Below are 17,814 nucleotides of genomic sequence, written 5' to 3'. Positions count from 1 at the left end.
GAACGAAGGGAGGCGATGAGTGTAAATGGCTACGTTACGTGAACTACGAGACCGGATTAAGTCCGTCAACTCGACTAAGAAGATCACGAAGGCCCAGGAGCTGATCGCCACTTCGAAGATCACGAAAGCGCAGGCCAGGGTAGCTGCCTCGCAACCGTACGCGGAGGAAATTACCAAGGTCGTCCATCGCTTGTCATCGGCAAGTTCACTGGACCACCCCATGCTCCGCGAACGCGAAGGCGGAAACCGTGCCGCTATCTTGGTGGTCTCCAGCGACCGAGGAATGTGTGGCGGGTACAACCACAACGTTTTCAAGAAAGTTGCTGAACTACGCGCTTTGTTGGAAAAACAGGGCTATGAGGTTGTCCTCTATGTCTTCGGCAACAAGGGGCTGACCTACTACCGCTTCCGCGGTGAGGCCCTTGAAGGCGCATGGACCGGATACTCCCAGGACCCCGAGTACGAAGGCACGCACCAGATGCGTCGGCACCTTATCGACGCATTCGTTGCTAGCTCATCGGGCAAAGCAGAGTGGCGCCCCGGGCTCACCGCGCCTGAGGGCGAGAGTGTGCAAGGCTTCGACCAGCTCCATGTCGTGTACACGAAGTTCGAGTCGATGCTGTCTCAGAAGGCCGTCGCACGGCAGATGCTTCCGATGGAAGCCGTCATCGACTATGAGGAAGTAGAGACTGGCGAAGACATGCTGTCTGACCCAGACGATTCCGAAATTAGTGCCAACTACGAATTTGAGCCCGACGCGACCACGTTGCTGTCGGAGCTCCTCCCGCACTACGTGTCACGTGCTTTGTATGCCTTGCTGCTGGAGTCAGCTGCGTCAGAATCCGCAGCACGCCGTACAGCTATGAGTTCGGCGACGGATAACGCAACTGAGCTTGCCACCACGTTGTCTCGTACAGCTAACCAAGCTCGTCAGGCACAAATTACCCAGGAAATTACAGAGATCGTCGGTGGCGCGGGAGCGCTCGACGACAGCGGAGAAAGTGACTAACCAATGACTACAGCTCTTAGTGAGCAGCAGACGGGCCTCAGCGGCCGTGTCGCACGCGTCATCGGCCCGGTTGTCGACGTGGAATTCCCTCGCGGAGAACTACCGGCGCTATTCAACGCGCTGACCGTCGACGTTGATCTAGAGGCCGTCGCCAAGACAATTACCCTCGAGGTTGCCCAGCACCTCGGTGACAACATCGTCCGTGCCGTATCGATGGCACCGACCGATGGTTTGATCCGCGGTGCCGAAGTGAAAGACACCGGCAAACCGATTTCTGTTCCCGTCGGGGACACCGTCAAGGGGCACGTTTTCAACGCCCTCGGTGACTGCCTTGACGAGCCAGGGCTCGGCCGTGACGGCGAGCAATGGTCCATCCACCGTAAGCCACCGGCTTTCGATCAACTCGAAGGTAAGACCGAAATCCTCGAGACCGGTATTAAGGTCATCGACCTTCTCACCCCGTATGTGAAGGGTGGAAAGATTGGTCTGTTCGGTGGTGCTGGTGTGGGCAAGACCGTGCTCATCCAGGAAATGATCACCCGTATTGCCCGCGAGTTCTCCGGTACGTCAGTATTCGCCGGCGTCGGTGAGCGTACCCGTGAAGGCACGGACCTCTTCCTCGAAATGGAAGAGATGGGCGTGCTCCAAGATACGGCCCTCGTGTTCGGCCAGATGGACGAGCCGCCGGGAGTTCGTATGCGTGTGGCTCTCTCGGGGCTGACGATGGCGGAGTACTTCCGTGACGTTCAGCACCAAGACGTGCTGCTCTTCATCGATAACATCTTCCGTTTCAGCCAGGCAGGTTCCGAGGTTTCCACGCTGCTGGGCCGTATGCCTTCTGCTGTGGGTTACCAGCCAACATTGGCTGACGAGATGGGTGAGCTCCAGGAGCGCATTACGTCGACCAAGGGCCGTTCGATTACCTCTCTGCAGGCTGTCTACGTCCCCGCCGACGACTACACCGACCCGGCTCCTGCGACCGTGTTCGCCCACTTGGATGCGACCACGGAGCTTGACCGTTCCATCGCGTCAAAGGGTATTTACCCCGCTGTGAACCCGCTGACCTCCACGTCTCGTATCCTCGAGCCTGGAATCGTCGGCGAGGAGCACTACCAAGTTGCGCAGCGAGTCATCAATATCCTTCAGAAGAACAAGGAACTGCAGGATATTATCGCCATTCTTGGTATGGACGAGCTGTCTGAAGAAGACAAGATCACCGTCCAGCGTGCACGTCGTATCGAGCGCTTCCTCGGCCAGAACTTCTTCGTTGCTGAAAAGTTCACCGGCCTGCCAGGCTCCTACGTCCCGCTGAAGGACACCATCGACGCCTTCCGCCGTATTTGCGATGGCGAATATGACGCATACCCCGAGCGCTGCTTCAACGGCCTCGGCGGTCTGGACGACGTCGAAGCCGAATACAAGAAGCTGCAAGAGAAGTAAGGTAGGGACACCATGGCTGAAATTGCCACTGAGTTAGTCTCCGTTGAGCGAGCGCTATGGTCCGGTGCTGCGACGTCTGTCACCGCACAGACCACAGAAGGTGAAATCGGCATACTTCCCGGACACGAACCCATCCTTGGGCAGCTTGTAGAAAACGGTGTGGTCATCATCCGTACCACCGACGGCGAAAAGAAAGTCGCTGCAGTACAGGGCGGGTTCCTGTCCGTCGGCAAGCACAAAGTATCTATTCTGGCGGACCACGCCACGTGGTCATCAGAAGTGGATGTTTCCAGCGCAGAGCAGAGCTACAAAGGCTCCGACACGGATTCACATGACCGTGCTCAAGCTCAATCCGAGCTGCGAGCAGTCCAGCGTGCGAAAGAAAAGTAGGTCGACTATATAGCTCTCACCTACGCCCCCGTAGTTTCTAAGGCCAATTCTTAGGAACACGGGGGTTTCGTCGTTTATACTCAGCTCAAGGAACGACGTGCATGACGAGCCGTCGCCGGACGTAATGGGAGAGGTGGCCCATGGTTCTCTTCACCGTGACAATGGCGTGTATGGCCATCCTCGTATGGGGAATGGGAGTCGCCATATGGCGATTTTCGTGGATCCGGCCCCGTGGCATACCAGTCTGTACCGCCGTTTATCGTGACGGACGACGACATCGCTGGCACCACGGGGTCATCATTTTGGGGGAAGACGCCGCAAAGCTTTACTTGCTACGGTCTCTTAAACCGGGGGCAGACTTATCGTGTGAAAGGCACAACATAGAAATTGTTGGCCGACGAGACGTCAAAACGGGGGTATTACGGCTATTAGCTGATCCGCGGATAGTCGAACTTCAAGCGGGGGATGTACGAGTGGATGTAGCCGGGGGACACGCTATGGATATGGCATTGGTGGCGTGGTTGGAGTCCGCCCCGAGCACCAGGATTCAGCGGCTCAGTAAACACCCTCGACGGGTTAAAGAACGGGGCCACAGGTTTCATCGCCACAGTTAACGACGGTGGCCATTGAGCGTGGCTTGATCGCCTACATCGCTAGACGCAGCGCCTTGCTCGACGCTGTGACGTAATAGGTTCTGAGATAACGCGATTTGGTACTCTCTCGCTCATGCGCCTTGTCATCGCTACGTGTTCCGTCGATTATGTTGGTCGTTTAACCGCCCACTTGCCCAAAGCGACTCGTCTACTCATGGTTAAAGCTGACGGATCAGTGTCAGTCCACGCCGATGACCGGGCCTATAAACCGCTCAATTGGATGACTCCGCCGTGTACGCTCACGGTCCACCCGATTGCCATCGACGACTCCGACGCCGGCCTTACCGACGGTAGCTCCGTCGGCAATTCTGAAGGACCGGAGACCGACGGCTCGGATCAAACCACGCATGAGGAAGAGCTTTGGGTCGTCGAGAATAAAAAGGGGGAACAGCTCCGCATTACGGTGCATGACAAGATTTCTGACACCACGTATGACCTGGGCGAGGATCCAGGTCTCACGAAGGATGGTGTGGAAGCGCATCTTCAGGAGCTGTTAGCGCAGCATCCGGAAGCGTTGGGGGAGGGGTTTACGCTCGTTCGGCGCGAATATCCGACGCCTATTGGGCCCGTTGATATTTTGACCAGGGACGCGAGCGGGAAGACCGTGGCCGTTGAGGTGAAACGCCGCGGTGGTATCGATGGCGTTGAGCAACTCACACGGTACGTCGAATTGCTGAACAGGGATGAAATCTTAGCCCCGGTAAAGGGACTTTTCGCGGCTCAGGAGATCAAACCGCAGGCGCGGACGCTCGCGGAGGATCGTGGGTTCACGTGCGTGACCGTCGACTACGACGAGCTGCGTGGTACCCCGTCGCAGGAGCTTCGTCTTTTTTAGCACGCCAAGGCGGTGCTGCCCGCTCATCCAGTGAAAACGGGGCCCCAACAAAGGTCCCGCCATCACCGTCGAACCCAACAAAAATGGGGCCCACCAACGTGGACCCCACAGCGACAGGAAAACTTACTTTCCGGGCTGAGTCAGTTCGAGAAGGACTCCGCCTGCATCCTTTGGGTGGACGAAGTTGATGCGAGCACCAGCGGTTCCGTTCTTCGGCTCGTCATAAAGAAGCCGTGTACCTTGCTTACGCAGGTGGTCACAGAGAGCATCGATATCGGTCGTGCGCAGACACATCTGCTGCAAACCCGGGCCCTTTTTGTCGAGGAACTTAGCGATCGTCGACTTCTCGTTCAGCGGAGCCAGAACCTGAATCATTCCCTGCAGCTCCGTGAGGGTCTTCGGGCCAACCATGGCCTCCTGAACACCCTGTTCTTCATTTGTTTCGACGTGGTGGCAGATCCACCCCATGTTCGTGCGGTACCACTCCAGCGTGGCATCCAAGTCAGCTGTGGCGATACCTACGTGATCCAGGCAGTTGACTAGTTCGTGCGGTACTTCGGTGCTGTACTCGTTGTTACTCATGCTTCTATGCTATGCCCCTCGCGGCCAATATTGCTTCTTCGCAGGCGTATTCAGGGGTGTGATTTTGTACGACATTGTCCGTCAGGCTGGACTAGCATCGGGGCCATGATTGTTGCGTTTTCTGTTGCTCCGACTACTTCTACTGACGACGATGGTGGTGTCGCGGATGCGGTTGCTGAGGCAATCCGAGTTGTTCGGGAGTCTGGTCTTCCAAACGAGACAAACGCCATGTTCACTCTGATCGAAGGTGAATGGGACGAGGTTTTCGACGTCGTGAAGCGGGCAACGGAAGCTGTCAGCTCGGTGAGTCCGCGAACGTCCTTAGTGGTGAAGGCCGATATTCGCCCGGGCTATGACCACCAGCTCACCGAGAAGGTGGACGCGGTGAACCGTCGTCTCGAGTCGTCATCTGAGAAGTGAACGGCGGACGGGCGGAGCGTCGAACCATGTAGTAGCGTCCGACGGGATCGCCAAGAATATAGTGACGACACAGAACAATTAGACATTCTTACTGAGAGGGGTACAAGACAGTAATGACATCTCCGGGAAAAGGCCCTGAGCGGTTTATAGCTGGTGCAGTTGATTTAGGCGAAGTTAAAGCACGGGCCGAAGCTCGGGCGGAGGCGGAAAAGCAACGTCAGCGCCAAGCGCGCGGGACCGCCAGTACGGCGGGTTCAAGCGCGGGGAATAATGCACCTGGCGGTGCCGGCGTTCCTCGTGACGGCTCTAGTAGTGGCACAGCCCAGATGGCCGTCGATGTTACCGAGGCCAATTTTGAAAATGACGTCCTCAAGCGGTCTATGCAGGTCCCGGTTATTGTCGCGATTAGTTCGACGCGGTCGCCAGATTCTCAAGACATCGTCCAGAATCTTGAGTCCATGGCACGGCAGGCGAATTACAAGTGGATCTTTGCCAATGTGAGTGCAGATACAGTTCCCCAGATTGCTCAGGCCTTTGGTGTTCGCGCTATTCCGACAGTCATAGCATTGGGAAATGGCCGCCCGATTTCGGTTCTCGAAGGGCAACAGCCGAAAGAACAATTACAAGAGTGGATCGACCAAATTCTGCAGGCAGTCGGTGACCAATTGCCCGGTATTCCCGACGCCGAGAAAGGGTCGACGACCACTGAGGACGAACAACCCCCATCGGATCCTCGGTTTGATGCTGCTGAAGAGGCTCTCAATAACGGCGACTTCGATGCTGCGCTTGCCGCCTACGACAAGATTATCGACGCCGAGCCGCACAACACTGAGGCCAAGGCTGCGCGCGCGAACGTGTCCCTCCTCAAACGAGTGTCAGAGACGCAGGCATCCGACGACCCGACGTCAGAACCGGAGAAGACCTTCGCCCAGGCCGACCAGTACATGATCTCGTCGAAGGAAGAGGACGCCTTTCGCGTGCTTCTAGACCTCTTGCGGGTATCGGCAGGAGATCAAAAGACTCAGGTTAAGGATCGTTTGATCGAACTGTTCACGCTGTGCGATCCCGCCGACCCGCGCGTAGCCACAGCCAGGCGGGAAATGGCGAGCGCCCTGTTCTAAAGCGCCGGCCAGGCTGGCCATCCCGCCAGCCGGGCTACACCGTCCCCGTCGCTACCCGTCGAAGCGGAAGAACAGGGCGCTCATGGCGGGCACGAAGATAGTCGCTGAGGCAGGGTAGCCGTCGTATTCACCACTATTCGCCGTGATCTGCCCCAAGTTGCCGCCACCGGCGCCTTCATAATCGGACGAGTCGGTGTTGAGAATCTCCGTCCACCGTCCAGCATTGGTGAGACCCAATTGGTACTGGGGATATGTGGTTCCCGAGAAATTGAATACGCACGCGACTCGCTGTCCATTCGATCCGTACCGCATGAAGCTCAGCACGCCGCGTTGGGCGTCGCTAGCGTTAATCCACGAAAAACCGCTGGGTTCGTTGTCTTGTGTGTAGAGCGCAGGGGTAGTCGAGTAAAGGCCATTAAGGTCCTTGACCAGGCGCGATATGGCGGCGTGGTATTCGCCTTCCCAGCCTTCTTGCTGCCCCCACGGCAGAGACTCGTCGTGGTTCCACTCGGTGGTTTGCCCAAAGTCTTGCCCTTGGAACAAGAGTTGCTTACCGGGGTGCGCCCACATGAACGCAAGATAGGTACGCAGCCCTGCTGCCTTATTCCACGTATCGCCCGGCATCCGCGACCATAGCGTCCCCTTCCCATAAACCACTTCATCATGGCTAATGGGGAGAATGAACTTTTCAGACCACGCGTAGACCAGCGAAAACGTGATATCCCCATGGTGCCAGGGGCGGTAAATGGGGTCGTTGGAGATGTATTCGAGGGTGTCGTGCATCCACCCCATGTTCCACTTAAACGTGAATCCCAGGCCGCCGTCGTACGTGGGGGCCGTCACCCCTGGCCACGAGGTAGATTCCTCCGCCACGGTCATTGTCCCTGGATAGGCCCTCTCGACGGTAGCGTTCATCTCCTGCAGGAATTGAACGGCATCAAGGTTCTCGCGCCCACCGTACTGGTTGGGGAGCCATTCGCCCTCTTTACGGCTGTAATCCAGGTACAAAATCGAAGCGACGGCGTCGACACGCAGTCCGTCGATGTGGAACTGATCCACCCAGTACAACGCGTTGGCTACGAGGAAGTTGCGTACTTCCGCTCGTCCGAAGTCGAAGACGTAGGTGCCCCAGTCCTTTTGTTCCCCTCGTCGCCAATCGGGGTGCTCGTAGCAGGCGCGGCCGTCGAAGCGGGCGAGTGCCCACTCGTCCTTGGGGAAGTGCCCGGGGACCCAGTCCATGATGACGCCGATACCCGCTTCGTGGAAGGCATCGACAAGGGCGCGGAACTCGTCGGGAGTGCCGAAACGCGAAGTGGGGGCGTAATACGAGGTGACTTGGTACCCCCACGACCCCGAGAACGGATATTCGGTGACCGGCATGAATTCCACATGCGTGTATCCCATATCCGAAACATAGGACACCAATTCATCCGCGAGCTCTGTGTAGGAAAGACCCTTATGCCAGGACTCCAGGTGCACTTCGTAAATAGAAATGGGTGAGTCCTGGAGATTCTTCCGCGTTTTCTCAGCCATCCACTCGTCATCGGACCATGCGTAATCACTATCGGCCACGATCGACGCCGTAGCCGGCGGCACCTCAGCCCGGCGCGCCATAGGATCGGCCTTATCGATTCGATTCCCATCAGGCGTGGTCACGCAGAATTTGTAGTACGCCCCGGCGGAGACGTTGGGGACGAAAACTTCCCAAATTCCCGACGACCCCAGCGAGCGCATGGGGAACTGGTTCTTATTCCACGCGCAGAACGATCCGGTCACGGTGACGCCTTGAGCATTCGGCGCCCACACAGCGAACGATGTGCCGTCGACGCTCCCCATCTCGGTGTCGTAATGGCGGACATGAGCACCCAGCACTTCCCACAGGCGCTCGTGTCGTCCCTCGCCGATGAGGTGGATATCCATTTCCCCGAGTGTGGGTAGCCACGTGTACCCGTTAGCAATCGTTACGGTCTCACCATCGGGATAGGTGATGTGCAGCCGGTGGTCAGTCACTCCACCGTGGATGGACGCGGAAAAGAAGCCATCACCGTCGTTAACCGCGTCGACAGTCTCGGACGGGGTCTCCACGGTGACTGATTCCGCGCCGGGCCGAAACGCCGTGATCGTCGTCGTTCCGTCGTCGTGTGGGTGAGCCCCAAGAACGGAGTGCGGGTTGTAATGGGTACCTGCAAGTATTCGTGCGCGGTCATTCGGGTCGATAGTTGGCATGGTCTCTCCTCAGGAGGTGGGCGGCGTGTACGGGTACCGTCGTTTTTGCAGGTCTTAGCAGGTGTAGCGATACTCGTGGTGAGGAGCAAAGCCGCTGCGGTCGCGATAGTCAGTGGGGATTTCGGGCAATTTAACGATGTGACACACGTTGAAGGTCGGATCGAGGCGAACATAATTGTCCTCACCCCACGTCCACGTTTGGTCAGTAATAAGGTCGTGAACCTCAACAGTCGAGGGCAGCCCAAGCGACTCTAGGTCAAGGTGAATTGTGGTCTCTTGGACGTTCTCAGAATCTAGATTGACGACGATGGCCAGCGCATTTCCAGTGAGCGGATCAACCTTGGTGTACGCCATGATCTTGTCGTTATCTGACGGCACGAGCCTGAGTGTCCGGAGCTGTTGAAGAGCGGGCTGCTCCCGGCGGATCGTGTTGAGCACCGTCACGAACGGTTCCAGTGATTCACCGCGGAGGCGAGCTCCCTCAAAATCACGCGGCCTGAGCTGGTACTTTTCGCTATCGAGGTATTCTTCGCTGCCCTCTTTGACTGCGACGTGTTCGTAGATCTCGAAACCGGAGTACATGCCCCACGATGGGCTCAGAGTGGTGGCGAGAGCCGCACGGATCGCGAACATCGCCTTTCCGCCGTGCTGAAGGCTTGCATGGAGAATGTCGGGTGTATTTACGAATAGATTTGGCCGGCAGGCATCGGCCGCATCCCGAATTTCCTCAGCAAACGCTTCCAGTTCTTTTTTCGACGTCTGCCATGTGAAATAGGTGTACGACTGCGAAAAACCAGCTTTTGCCAGGCCATAGAGGATGGGCCGACGGGTAAACGCTTCCGCGAGGAACACGATGTCGGGGTAGGTCTGGTGGATCGTGGAAATCAGCCGCGCCCAAAACGCGGTGGGCTTGGTGTGGGGGTTATCCACACGGAAGATGTGGACTCCGCGTTTGATCCAGAACACCAGGACGCGGTGAATTTCGGCGAATAATCCTTCGGGATCGTTATCGAAATTCAAGGGGTAGATGTCTTGGTACTTCTTCGGCGGGTTTTCCGCGTAGGCAATGGTGCCGTCGGGAAGAACGGTAAACCATTCGGGGTGAGGCGCAGCCCACGGGTGGTCAGGGGCGCACTGCAACGCAAAATCGAGCGCTACCTCGAGGTTGAGTTCACGAGCCCGGGCAACAAACGCGTCAAAATCGTCGAGAGTGCCAAGGTCGGGGTGGACCGCGTCATGGCCACCCTCAGATGATCCGATTGCCCAGGGGGAGCCGACGTCATCCGGCGTGGGGTCAAGGGTGTTATTTTTCCCCTTGCGGTTGATATGCCCGATGGGGTGGATCGGCGGGAGATACACGACGTCAAAGTTCATTCTCGCGATCCGGTCGAGAGACTCGGCGGCGGTCGCGAACGTTCCGTGCACCGGTTCGCCATTTTCCACGCCTCCGGTGGAGCGCGGGAAGAACTCGTACCAGGATCCGACGAGCGCGCGCCGACGTTCCACGTACACCTCGTAGGTGCGGCCGCGCGTCAACAGTTCGCGGAGAGGTGTCCGTCGGAAAATGCTTGTTGTCTCTGCCGAGAGTGCCGGGGCAATGCGCGCACGAATATCGCGATCGGACCGCAACGACGCGGCCACAGACAACAGGTGGGGCCGGTCGGTGACGGAGGCAACGTTGTTGGCGGTGTTCTCCATAATCCGCGCGCCAATTTCCAGGTCATTCGCGACCTCCTCGGCGCTTTGACCAGCTTCAACCTTGGCCTCGATGGCGTGCCGCCACGTGCGGTAGGGGTCCGACCACGCATCGATACGGAAAGTCCACGTCCCCGGGCAGTCGGGCACGAATATGGCGTTGACCAGGTCGGGATCGCCATGCGCCGGCACCATGGGGATGCGCTGAACGGCGGAGGGCCCAGACGCGGAGGTAGGCCCCTTCACGATGGCTGTGGCAGAGACCGCGTCGTGCCCCTCGCGCCACACAACGGCGCTGAGGGGGATGACCTCTCCGACCACTGCCTTGGCGGGTACTTCGCCACTGGATACGCGGGGGCGGACGTCGTCAATGCCGAGTCGTCCAACGGTTCCGAGCCGTCCGGTCACAGGTATCTCCTTTTTGTCGTGCTCCGCACTCGTTCTCTCCAACAGAGTAGAGGACAACCCAGATATCGCGCAGCACAGAACCCCTTTTTGGGCTGATCATTTCCGGCGGCAGTCCGTCGAAAGTGACGACGCTTTGTGCAAAGTGACGGAACGTGTCGTGGGTTAGCCCTAAGATGGTGATGTGACTCGACACGACACTTCTTCCCACACGCACGGTTCCGATGATTCTCAGCCTCACGCGACGGTTCGCTCTCGTGAGGAGCTTGATGCACTTCCGATTGACCCCGACGCTCTTATTTCCCTTGACGACGTGAGCGTCGTTCGGAATGGTTCGATGCTGTTGCAGCCCATGAACTGGGTGGTGAAGCCCGGGCAGCGTTGGGTCATTATCGGCCCGAATGGTGCTGGTAAGACGACGCTGATGAAGGTTGCGGGTGCGGAAACGTATCCGACGACGGGCCGCAGCGTGATCATGGGCGAGGTCTTAGGCAAGACCGATGTGCGGGATGTGCGCACGATGATCGGTATGTCGTCGTCCGCATTGGCCCAGCGTATTCCCGGTCGAGAGCGTGTTCTCGACTTAGTGATCTCCGCTGGATACAACATTCTCGGTCGGTGGCGTGAGCAGTACGACGACGTCGATAAGGAACAAGCAACGCTCATCCTCGAGGATCTCGGCGCGATGCATCTAGCCGACCGAACATGGTCGACCCTTTCGGAGGGAGAGCGCAAACGGGTTTTAATCGCGCGCTCGTTAATGACTGATCCGGAACTACTTCTTCTCGACGAGCCCGGCGCTGGTCTTGACCTCGGCGGGCGTGAGGACCTTGTTGAGCGACTGTCCACACTGGCGAATAACCCTGATGCCCCCGTGATCGTTATGGTTACTCACCACGTGGAAGAAATCCCTCAGGGATTCACCCACGCAATGCTCCTTGACGAGGGCAAACAGGTTGTCGCCGGACCTATCGACGAGGTCCTCACCGGAGAGAATTTAACGAAGACGTTCCATCAGCCGATTACGTTAGATACCGTCGATGGCCGTTTCTTTGCTCACCGAGTGAAATCCTCGCGGCGTCATCGTCGATAATTCCGGTAGTGTTTGAGCTAATCTACGATGCTCACTGAGAACGATGCTCGCAGAAGATGCTCACGGACGAACCTGTGAGATAGCAGTGTGGTGTACAAGTTGTCTGCTTGGCAGAAAGGGAGGGTCATGTTTCTGACACCGACAGGTGAGAGACGTGCCTCTACCGTTCTGTTGCTGCGGGACACGGTGTGGGGGATGGAGGTTTACGTTCAAGAACGCGCCTCCACCATGGTCCACTACCCGGAAATGACCGTTTTCCCTGGAGGCGGCGTTGACCAGCGCGATCTTCCCGGGGATGTTGACGGTGATGGTGTGGATTCACCGGAGCTTCGGTGGGTTGGCCACGATACATCCTGGTGGGCACGTCATTTGAAAGTTCCGCGAGACGATGCCCGTGCGTTGGTCTGTGCCGCTGTGCGAGAAACATTTGAAGAATCGGGAACCCTCCTGGCCGGCCTGCACGACGGCAATGTTGTCGGCGATACCGACCCCTACATTCCTTTCCGCTCGCGCCTAGAAAGCCACGAGTTGGCGTTCTCTAATTTCCTGGACGACACCGGTCTGTATCTCCGCGCTGACCTGCTCCGCCCCTGGGCAAACTGGGTGAGCCCTCCCGGAGACACGGCACGCTATGACACCCACTTCTTTGTGGCCGCGCAGCCGGAAGGACAGAATACGCACGATGATGCGATAGAGGCCGCGTCGAGTGGGTGGTTTAGGCCGTCAACATTGCTCGATGGCTGGCGTTACCGCAAAATCCGTCTCCTCCCGCCGACGTGGGTGCAGCTGCGCATGCTGGATACATTCCGAACGGTTGATGAAGTGCTGGGGTACGCCTCGGATCTGACCGTTGAACCTGTGACCGGCGCGGTTCGGGATCGTCCCTTTATGGATGAATATTTCACTGTGGAACGCTCCTTTGACACGTACTACGCCCGCGGGTGGGCCTAACGGTGTTATCGCGAGACGACGTTGCGTGGATAACCAGCCATCCGGACGCGTGCGCCGAGGCTGAACCGCTGGAGTTTTCGAAGGCCACCGAGTTTGCCGACGGGGCTCTGTTGCGTTCGAAATATGGGCAATATGGTCGCGCGTTGGCTGAGTTAATGGTTGCTCGACGGTCGGCGCGGGGTCCTCGACCGGTGGACGCCAAAGTATCTGAGGATGTTGTTGACGAGTGGCTTGTCGACGCGGAGTCGGTTCAGCAGGCAACCGCCCTGGTGATTGCCCAGTACAGGGCGAGGCGGCTGGCATTGGCGCCATCGTTGCAGGCAGGCGGGCTGGTGCATGATGTCACATGTTCCATTGGTAGTGAGCTTGCTGCTCTTGCTGGTGAGGGGTTGACTGCGATCGGGTCTGATATCGATCCCGGCAGGGTAGCGATGGCCCGGCACAATATGTCGGTTCTTGAGAAGGCGGTGTGTGAGACAGCGGCGCGAGAGGATGCAGGCTCGGGAATAAGTGGCGAAGCCCAGGCGCGGTTCATTCGCCCGCTAATTGTCCGCGCTGATGCTTTGTGCCCAGTGTCGTTTCCGGCGGTTGTTATTGCCGATCCCGCACGACGTGCTCAAGGCCGACGAATTTCTCAGCCTCAGGATTTAATCCCGCCGCTACCCGGGTTGATCGATATATGGCGTGGTCTGCGGCCTGGGGAGCAAGCGGGGCCTCACGCCGATCGTTCGCCGGAACTCGTCGTGAAGTGCGCACCTGGGATCGATTACTCCAGTTGGGATGGGGAAGTAGAGATTATCTCCGTCGCCGGTGCGGTGAAAGAGGCATGTTTGTGGACGCCCGAAATTGCGGCGTCAACGTCGGGTATTCGTGCGCTACTTACGGGCAATGGCAAGACGGACGATCAAAACAGCACCGATCACGACAGCCCGGATCAGCAGCGACGGATTACGCGCCGGGCAACCCTGATTCGTGCAGATGGATCCGTCGATATGTTTACTGATACGGATCCAGAAGTCCCGCAAACGGCAGATTCTTCGGCGCCGTCATCGGATGTAGACGACGACACCGGAAGCCGAAAGAAGAGCCTGGCCGACCGGTACATCGTCGATCCGGATGGAGCGATTGTTCGGGCGGGATTGGTGCGCCAAGCCGCGTACCGGTGGGGGATGCGTCAGATCGATCCCCATATTGCCTTCTTAACTGGCGATACACCGCCAGCAGGTGTTTTAGCGTGTGAGGTGCTGGATGCTGTGCCACTGTCCAAACTGACGTCGACGATGGCGAAGCGTGCTCCTGAGCAGATCGAAATTCTCGTCCGTGGTGTGGCAGCGAACCCCGATCATGTTCGGGCAAAAATCATGTCTGCCGCGCGGAAACATTCGGGGAAGAAGGCGCGTAATCAGCGCAACAACCGCAACAAAGAAGCCTCTGCTTACGGGGTGGCTCGAGGAAAGGCGAACGCGGACTCACCGTCGGATGGGTCGTCGGACGGCAGTTACACGATCGTGATCACGCAGGTGGGGGATAGACAGGGAAAGAATTCGTCGGTTGCGTTCATTTGTGGTCCGCGAGAAGTCCATTAATAAAGTCCATTGACAACAACGCCAGTAATCCCGGTGAGACCGCGGGAAGCAGATCGGATCGCGGGAATGATGTCGGCGCTGTGGCCCACACAAACGGGGGCATTGGTCACGGGTCTAGAGAGTTTGAACACACTTTTGTGTGCTAGGCCACAAAAGTGCGTTAAAGTGGTCTTCAAAACGAGCGAGATATTGATGTGAGGTACGCCGGCGACGGCTGCAGCCTCCGGTTTTTCGCCCCGACACCATGAGAAAGGTGAATGAATGTCGAACATTGTCGTGTTAGTTAAGCAAGTACCGGACACCTACTCCGAGCGGCAGCTCACCGAGGACGATTACACCGTTGACCGCGAGAGCACCGATCAGGTTCTCGACGAGATCAATGAAAACGCCGTGGAAGCAGCCCTTCAGCTCAAGGAAGCAGGAGGGGATTACACAGTCACCGCGTTGACCGTCGGCCCCGAAAGTGCCAAGGAAGCACTGCGGAAGGCACTGTCGCTCGGCTGCGACGAAGCTATCCACGTGTGTGATGATGCCCTCGCTGGCTCCGATGTCCTGGGAACTGCATGGACACTGTCGCAGGCCCTCAACTTGGTTGACGACATCGAACTCATTATCTGCGGCAACGAGTCCACCGACGGCAATATGGGAACTGTGCCCGGGTTGATCTCGGAATACCGCCAGATCCCCGCGGTGACTGGTCTGCGTTCATTCTCCGTCGAAAATGGCACGGTCACCGGCGAAAGCGCTCGTGAAGAGGGCGTCTACAGCCTGGAGGCTCCGACACCGGCCATTATCTCCGTAACTGAGAAGGCCAATGAGCCCCGTTTCGCTGCTTTCAAGGGAATCATGGCAGCCAAGAAGAAGAAGATTCAGCAGGTCGGTCTCGAAGATATTGGAGTCGACGCTGCCAACGTCGGATTGGAGAATGCTGCGACGTCCGTGACCGGATACGCACCCAAGCCGGAAAAGTCCGCTGGTGAAATCATTACCGACGAAGGCGATGGCGGAACGAAGTTCGTGGAATTCTTGGCCAACGAAAAGCTCATCTAAACGTGGCATCGAGACCATAACTCACCATCGTTGTTTGTCTACTAACAGGAATATCCGGTCAGTAATGGCCGGTAACGAAAGGACTTTCCCATGACTGATGTACTAGTTCTCGTTGAACATGCTGATGGAGCCTTGTCCAACAACACCAATGAACTGATTACCGCTGGTCGCGTGTTTGGTTCCGTGGGCGCGGTTGTTGTTGGTGCTGAGGGCACAGCAGAAGCCTTGAAGGACGACTTAGCCGCTGCGGGTGCGGAAACCATTTACGCAGCAGAAAACGATTACGCTGCTAACTACTTGGTCACGCCTTCTGTCGACGCCTTGTCCGCCCTGGCAGCTGGCCTCGAAGTGCCCGTCATCATTTCCTCCTCCGCGACGGGCAAAGAGATCGGTGGGCGCGTCGGTGCTCGCGTAGCATCCGGTGTTCTCTGCGACGTGACCGAGATTAATGCCGACCACACCGCAGCCAGCTCTATCTTCGGTGGCGATTACACCGTCGAGCTCTCCGTTGGAGGATCCTCTCCGATCTTCCTCCTCCGTCCCGGTTCGGTGGATCCCGAGCCCCAGGCGGCCGCAGGAAATATTGAGCCCGTCGAGATGCCTGAGCCCGGCCCGGTTGCCGTGAAGGTCACGTCCTTCTCCCCGGCAGAGGCTGGCGACCGCCCCGAGCTCACCGAAGCGAAGATCGTGGTCTCTGGTGGTCGCGGCGTCGGATCCGCCGACGGGTTCGCCGACGTTATCGAGCCCCTGGCCGATGCTCTCGGCGCTGCAGTGGGCGCCTCCCGTGCCGCCGTCGACTCTGACTACTACCCAGGCAAGTTCCAGGTGGGACAAACGGGTAAGACAGTGTCGCCAGACCTCTACGTTGCGCTCGGAATTTCGGGCGCTATCCAGCACAAGGCAGGTATGCAGACATCCAAGACCATTGTTGCGGTCAACAAGGATGAGGAAGCAGCCATTTTTGAGATCGCCGACTTCGGTATCGTCGGTGACCTGTTCGATGTAGCTCCCCAGGCTACCGAGGCTATTAAAAGCCGCTAGATGAATCAGCACCGCTCGGCGCGTGAGCACTAGATGAAGGCTTGAACGAGCTGTATTACCCTTCGAAGGGTGACTACAGCTCGTTTTTTTATGGATCATGCCGCAACAAGTCCTCTCCGACAGGTTGCCAAAGACGCCATCATGGACTCGTGGGATCTGTTGAACCCCGGGGGCCAGTACGCGTCAGGGCGTGATGCACGCAAAGCTGTGGAAGAAGCCCGCGAAACCATCGCGCGTTTGCTCGGTGCCGAGCCGATCGAGGTCATTTTCACGGCATCCGGAACAGAGGCCGATAACCTTGCTGTGCAGGGGCTTTATGCCGAACGTGCCCATGAAAGTTCATCGCCCCACCGTGTCATCGTCGGATCGGTGGAACACCCCGCCGTGTTAGAACCGGCCAAAGCGCTGGGCACAGATCCTTCATCCCCGGGGCCAGAAGCTGATGTTATCGAGGTGCCCGTCGATTCCAGCGGCCATTACCGCACCGATTTTCTTGCCGACGTTCTTGCCGACGGCCCAGCTGCGCTCATGGCTCTCCAGTGGGCGAATAATGAAACCGGCGCGCTGCAACCGGTTGATGAGATTGCATCGCTGGCCGCAGAGCACAACGTCCCGTGGCATGCTGATGCCGTGCAGGGCGTTGGCCACGTTCCCGTGGATTTCCATTCGTCGGGGGCGACGACGATTGCGGCGTCGGCACACAAGTTTGGTGGCCCGCGATCAACCGGCCTGTTGTTGTGCGGGCGCGCGACGAATCTGCATAAGATTCTGCGTGGTGGCGGGCAGGAAAGGTCCATTCGCCCAGGAACACTGAATGTTGCCGGTGCGGTGGGGACCGCTGCCGCCTTGACCGAGGCCTGTCAGGAGATGGATGCCGAACGCGCTCGGCTTTCCGGCCTTCGGGACCGCTTACTGTCCTTTATTAGCCGAGAGATTCCGGATTCGTTAATTCATACCGCGGAGCCAGCACTGCCGGGACACGTTCACGTGAGTTTTCCGGGCGCGGAAGGCGATAGCCTCATTATGTTGTTGGATCAAGCGGGTTTCGACGCGTCGACGGGATCGGCATGTGCGGCTGGCGTGAATCGGGTGAGCCACGTGGTCATGGCGATTGGAGTGGAACCCGTCGCCGCCCGCGGAACGCTGCGGTTTACCTTGGGTCGGGCGACGTCGGAGAATGACGTCGCCACTCTGGAAGCGGTCCTCCCGAAGATCGTCGAACAGGCGCGTGCTGCCGGGATGGCATAAATCGGCGGAGGCCGTAAGCCGCGGGATGGCATAAGCAGGGTTGTCCTGGTGAGCACAACTACCTAAAGT

16 protein-coding genes are annotated in these 17,814 nt (G+C 58.1%); 13 read left to right on the top strand and 3 right to left on the bottom strand.

The window, feature by feature from the left end:
* The first annotated feature begins 25 nt into the window (after positions 1-25).
* The 5 genes from Q3981_RS01420 (at position 26) to nucS (ending at position 4,327) form a co-directional block, all read left to right on the top strand.
* The gene (locus Q3981_RS01420; protein ID WP_012731907.1) at positions 26-1,009 is read left to right on the top strand and encodes a F0F1 ATP synthase subunit gamma; all 984 of its coding nucleotides are present in this window, start codon (positions 26-28) and stop codon (positions 1,007-1,009) included.
* A 3-nt stretch (positions 1,010-1,012) separates the two neighbouring features.
* Complete coding sequence (atpD, locus tag Q3981_RS01415) at positions 1,013-2,449, top strand: F0F1 ATP synthase subunit beta (protein WP_012731906.1); 1,437 nt, start codon at positions 1,013-1,015, stop codon at positions 2,447-2,449.
* Positions 2,450-2,461: 12 nt separating this feature from the next.
* The gene (locus Q3981_RS01410) at positions 2,462-2,839 is read left to right on the top strand and encodes a F0F1 ATP synthase subunit epsilon (RefSeq protein WP_012731905.1); all 378 of its coding nucleotides are present in this window, start codon (positions 2,462-2,464) and stop codon (positions 2,837-2,839) included.
* Positions 2,840-2,979: 140 nt separating this feature from the next.
* Positions 2,980-3,453, top strand: a complete 474-nt coding sequence (locus Q3981_RS10430) for a DUF2550 family protein (protein WP_368410017.1) — start codon at positions 2,980-2,982, stop codon at positions 3,451-3,453.
* Positions 3,454-3,565: 112 nt separating this feature from the next.
* Positions 3,566-4,327: an endonuclease NucS gene (nucS, locus tag Q3981_RS01405; RefSeq protein ID WP_303123140.1), complete on the top strand. Its 762-nt coding sequence runs from the start codon at positions 3,566-3,568 to the stop codon at positions 4,325-4,327.
* A gap of 123 nt (positions 4,328-4,450) precedes the next feature.
* Here nucS and mce read toward each other — a convergent pair whose 3' ends face one another.
* Positions 4,451-4,909 (bottom strand): methylmalonyl-CoA epimerase, encoded by a 459-nt coding sequence (gene mce, locus Q3981_RS01400; RefSeq protein WP_204087185.1) that lies wholly within the window; start codon positions 4,907-4,909, stop codon positions 4,451-4,453.
* A 105-nt stretch (positions 4,910-5,014) separates the two neighbouring features.
* Here mce and Q3981_RS01395 point away from each other — a divergent pair, with 105 nt between their 5' ends.
* Together Q3981_RS01395 and Q3981_RS01390 are read left to right on the top strand one after the other, a co-directional pair.
* Positions 5,015-5,329 (top strand): thiamine-binding protein, encoded by a 315-nt coding sequence (locus Q3981_RS01395; RefSeq protein WP_303123138.1) that lies wholly within the window; start codon positions 5,015-5,017, stop codon positions 5,327-5,329.
* Positions 5,330-5,442: 113 nt separating this feature from the next.
* Complete coding sequence (locus Q3981_RS01390; RefSeq protein ID WP_303123136.1) at positions 5,443-6,450, top strand: tetratricopeptide repeat protein; 1,008 nt, start codon at positions 5,443-5,445, stop codon at positions 6,448-6,450.
* Positions 6,451-6,501: 51 nt separating this feature from the next.
* Here the strand turns inward: Q3981_RS01390 and glgB are convergent, their stop codons facing one another.
* Entirely contained in the window at positions 6,502-8,676 is a 2,175-nt protein-coding gene (glgB, locus tag Q3981_RS01385; RefSeq protein ID WP_303123134.1) for a 1,4-alpha-glucan branching protein GlgB, read from the bottom strand.
* Positions 8,677-8,730: 54 nt separating this feature from the next.
* Complete coding sequence (locus Q3981_RS01380) at positions 8,731-10,779, bottom strand: alpha-1,4-glucan--maltose-1-phosphate maltosyltransferase (protein WP_303123132.1); 2,049 nt, start codon at positions 10,777-10,779, stop codon at positions 8,731-8,733.
* Positions 10,780-11,056: 277 nt separating this feature from the next.
* Here Q3981_RS01380 and Q3981_RS01375 point away from each other — a divergent pair, with 277 nt between their 5' ends.
* The 6 genes from Q3981_RS01375 (at position 11,057) to Q3981_RS01350 (ending at position 17,745) form a co-directional block, all read left to right on the top strand.
* Entirely contained in the window at positions 11,057-11,869 is an 813-nt protein-coding gene (locus tag Q3981_RS01375; protein WP_303123218.1) for an ABC transporter ATP-binding protein, read from the top strand.
* A gap of 126 nt (positions 11,870-11,995) precedes the next feature.
* A complete protein-coding gene (locus tag Q3981_RS01370) occupies positions 11,996-12,820 on the top strand; it encodes an NUDIX hydrolase (protein WP_012731896.1) in 825 nt (274 codons plus the stop codon).
* A gap of 2 nt (positions 12,821-12,822) precedes the next feature.
* Complete coding sequence (locus Q3981_RS01365) at positions 12,823-14,406, top strand: hypothetical protein (protein WP_303123127.1); 1,584 nt, start codon at positions 12,823-12,825, stop codon at positions 14,404-14,406.
* 261 nt (positions 14,407-14,667) lie between these two features.
* The gene (locus Q3981_RS01360) at positions 14,668-15,456 is read left to right on the top strand and encodes an electron transfer flavoprotein subunit beta/FixA family protein (protein WP_303123125.1); all 789 of its coding nucleotides are present in this window, start codon (positions 14,668-14,670) and stop codon (positions 15,454-15,456) included.
* Between the two features lie 90 nt (positions 15,457-15,546).
* Positions 15,547-16,497, top strand: a complete 951-nt coding sequence (locus tag Q3981_RS01355; RefSeq protein ID WP_303123123.1) for an electron transfer flavoprotein subunit alpha/FixB family protein — start codon at positions 15,547-15,549, stop codon at positions 16,495-16,497.
* Between the two features lie 90 nt (positions 16,498-16,587).
* Positions 16,588-17,745: a cysteine desulfurase family protein gene (locus Q3981_RS01350; protein WP_303123216.1), complete on the top strand. Its 1,158-nt coding sequence runs from the start codon at positions 16,588-16,590 to the stop codon at positions 17,743-17,745.
* The last annotated feature ends 69 nt before the right edge of the window (positions 17,746-17,814 follow it).

Source organism: Corynebacterium sp. (genome assembly GCF_030530965.1).
GTDB lineage: Bacteria > Actinomycetota > Actinomycetes > Mycobacteriales > Mycobacteriaceae > Corynebacterium.
This window is presented reverse-complemented; position numbering and strand designations above follow the sequence as displayed.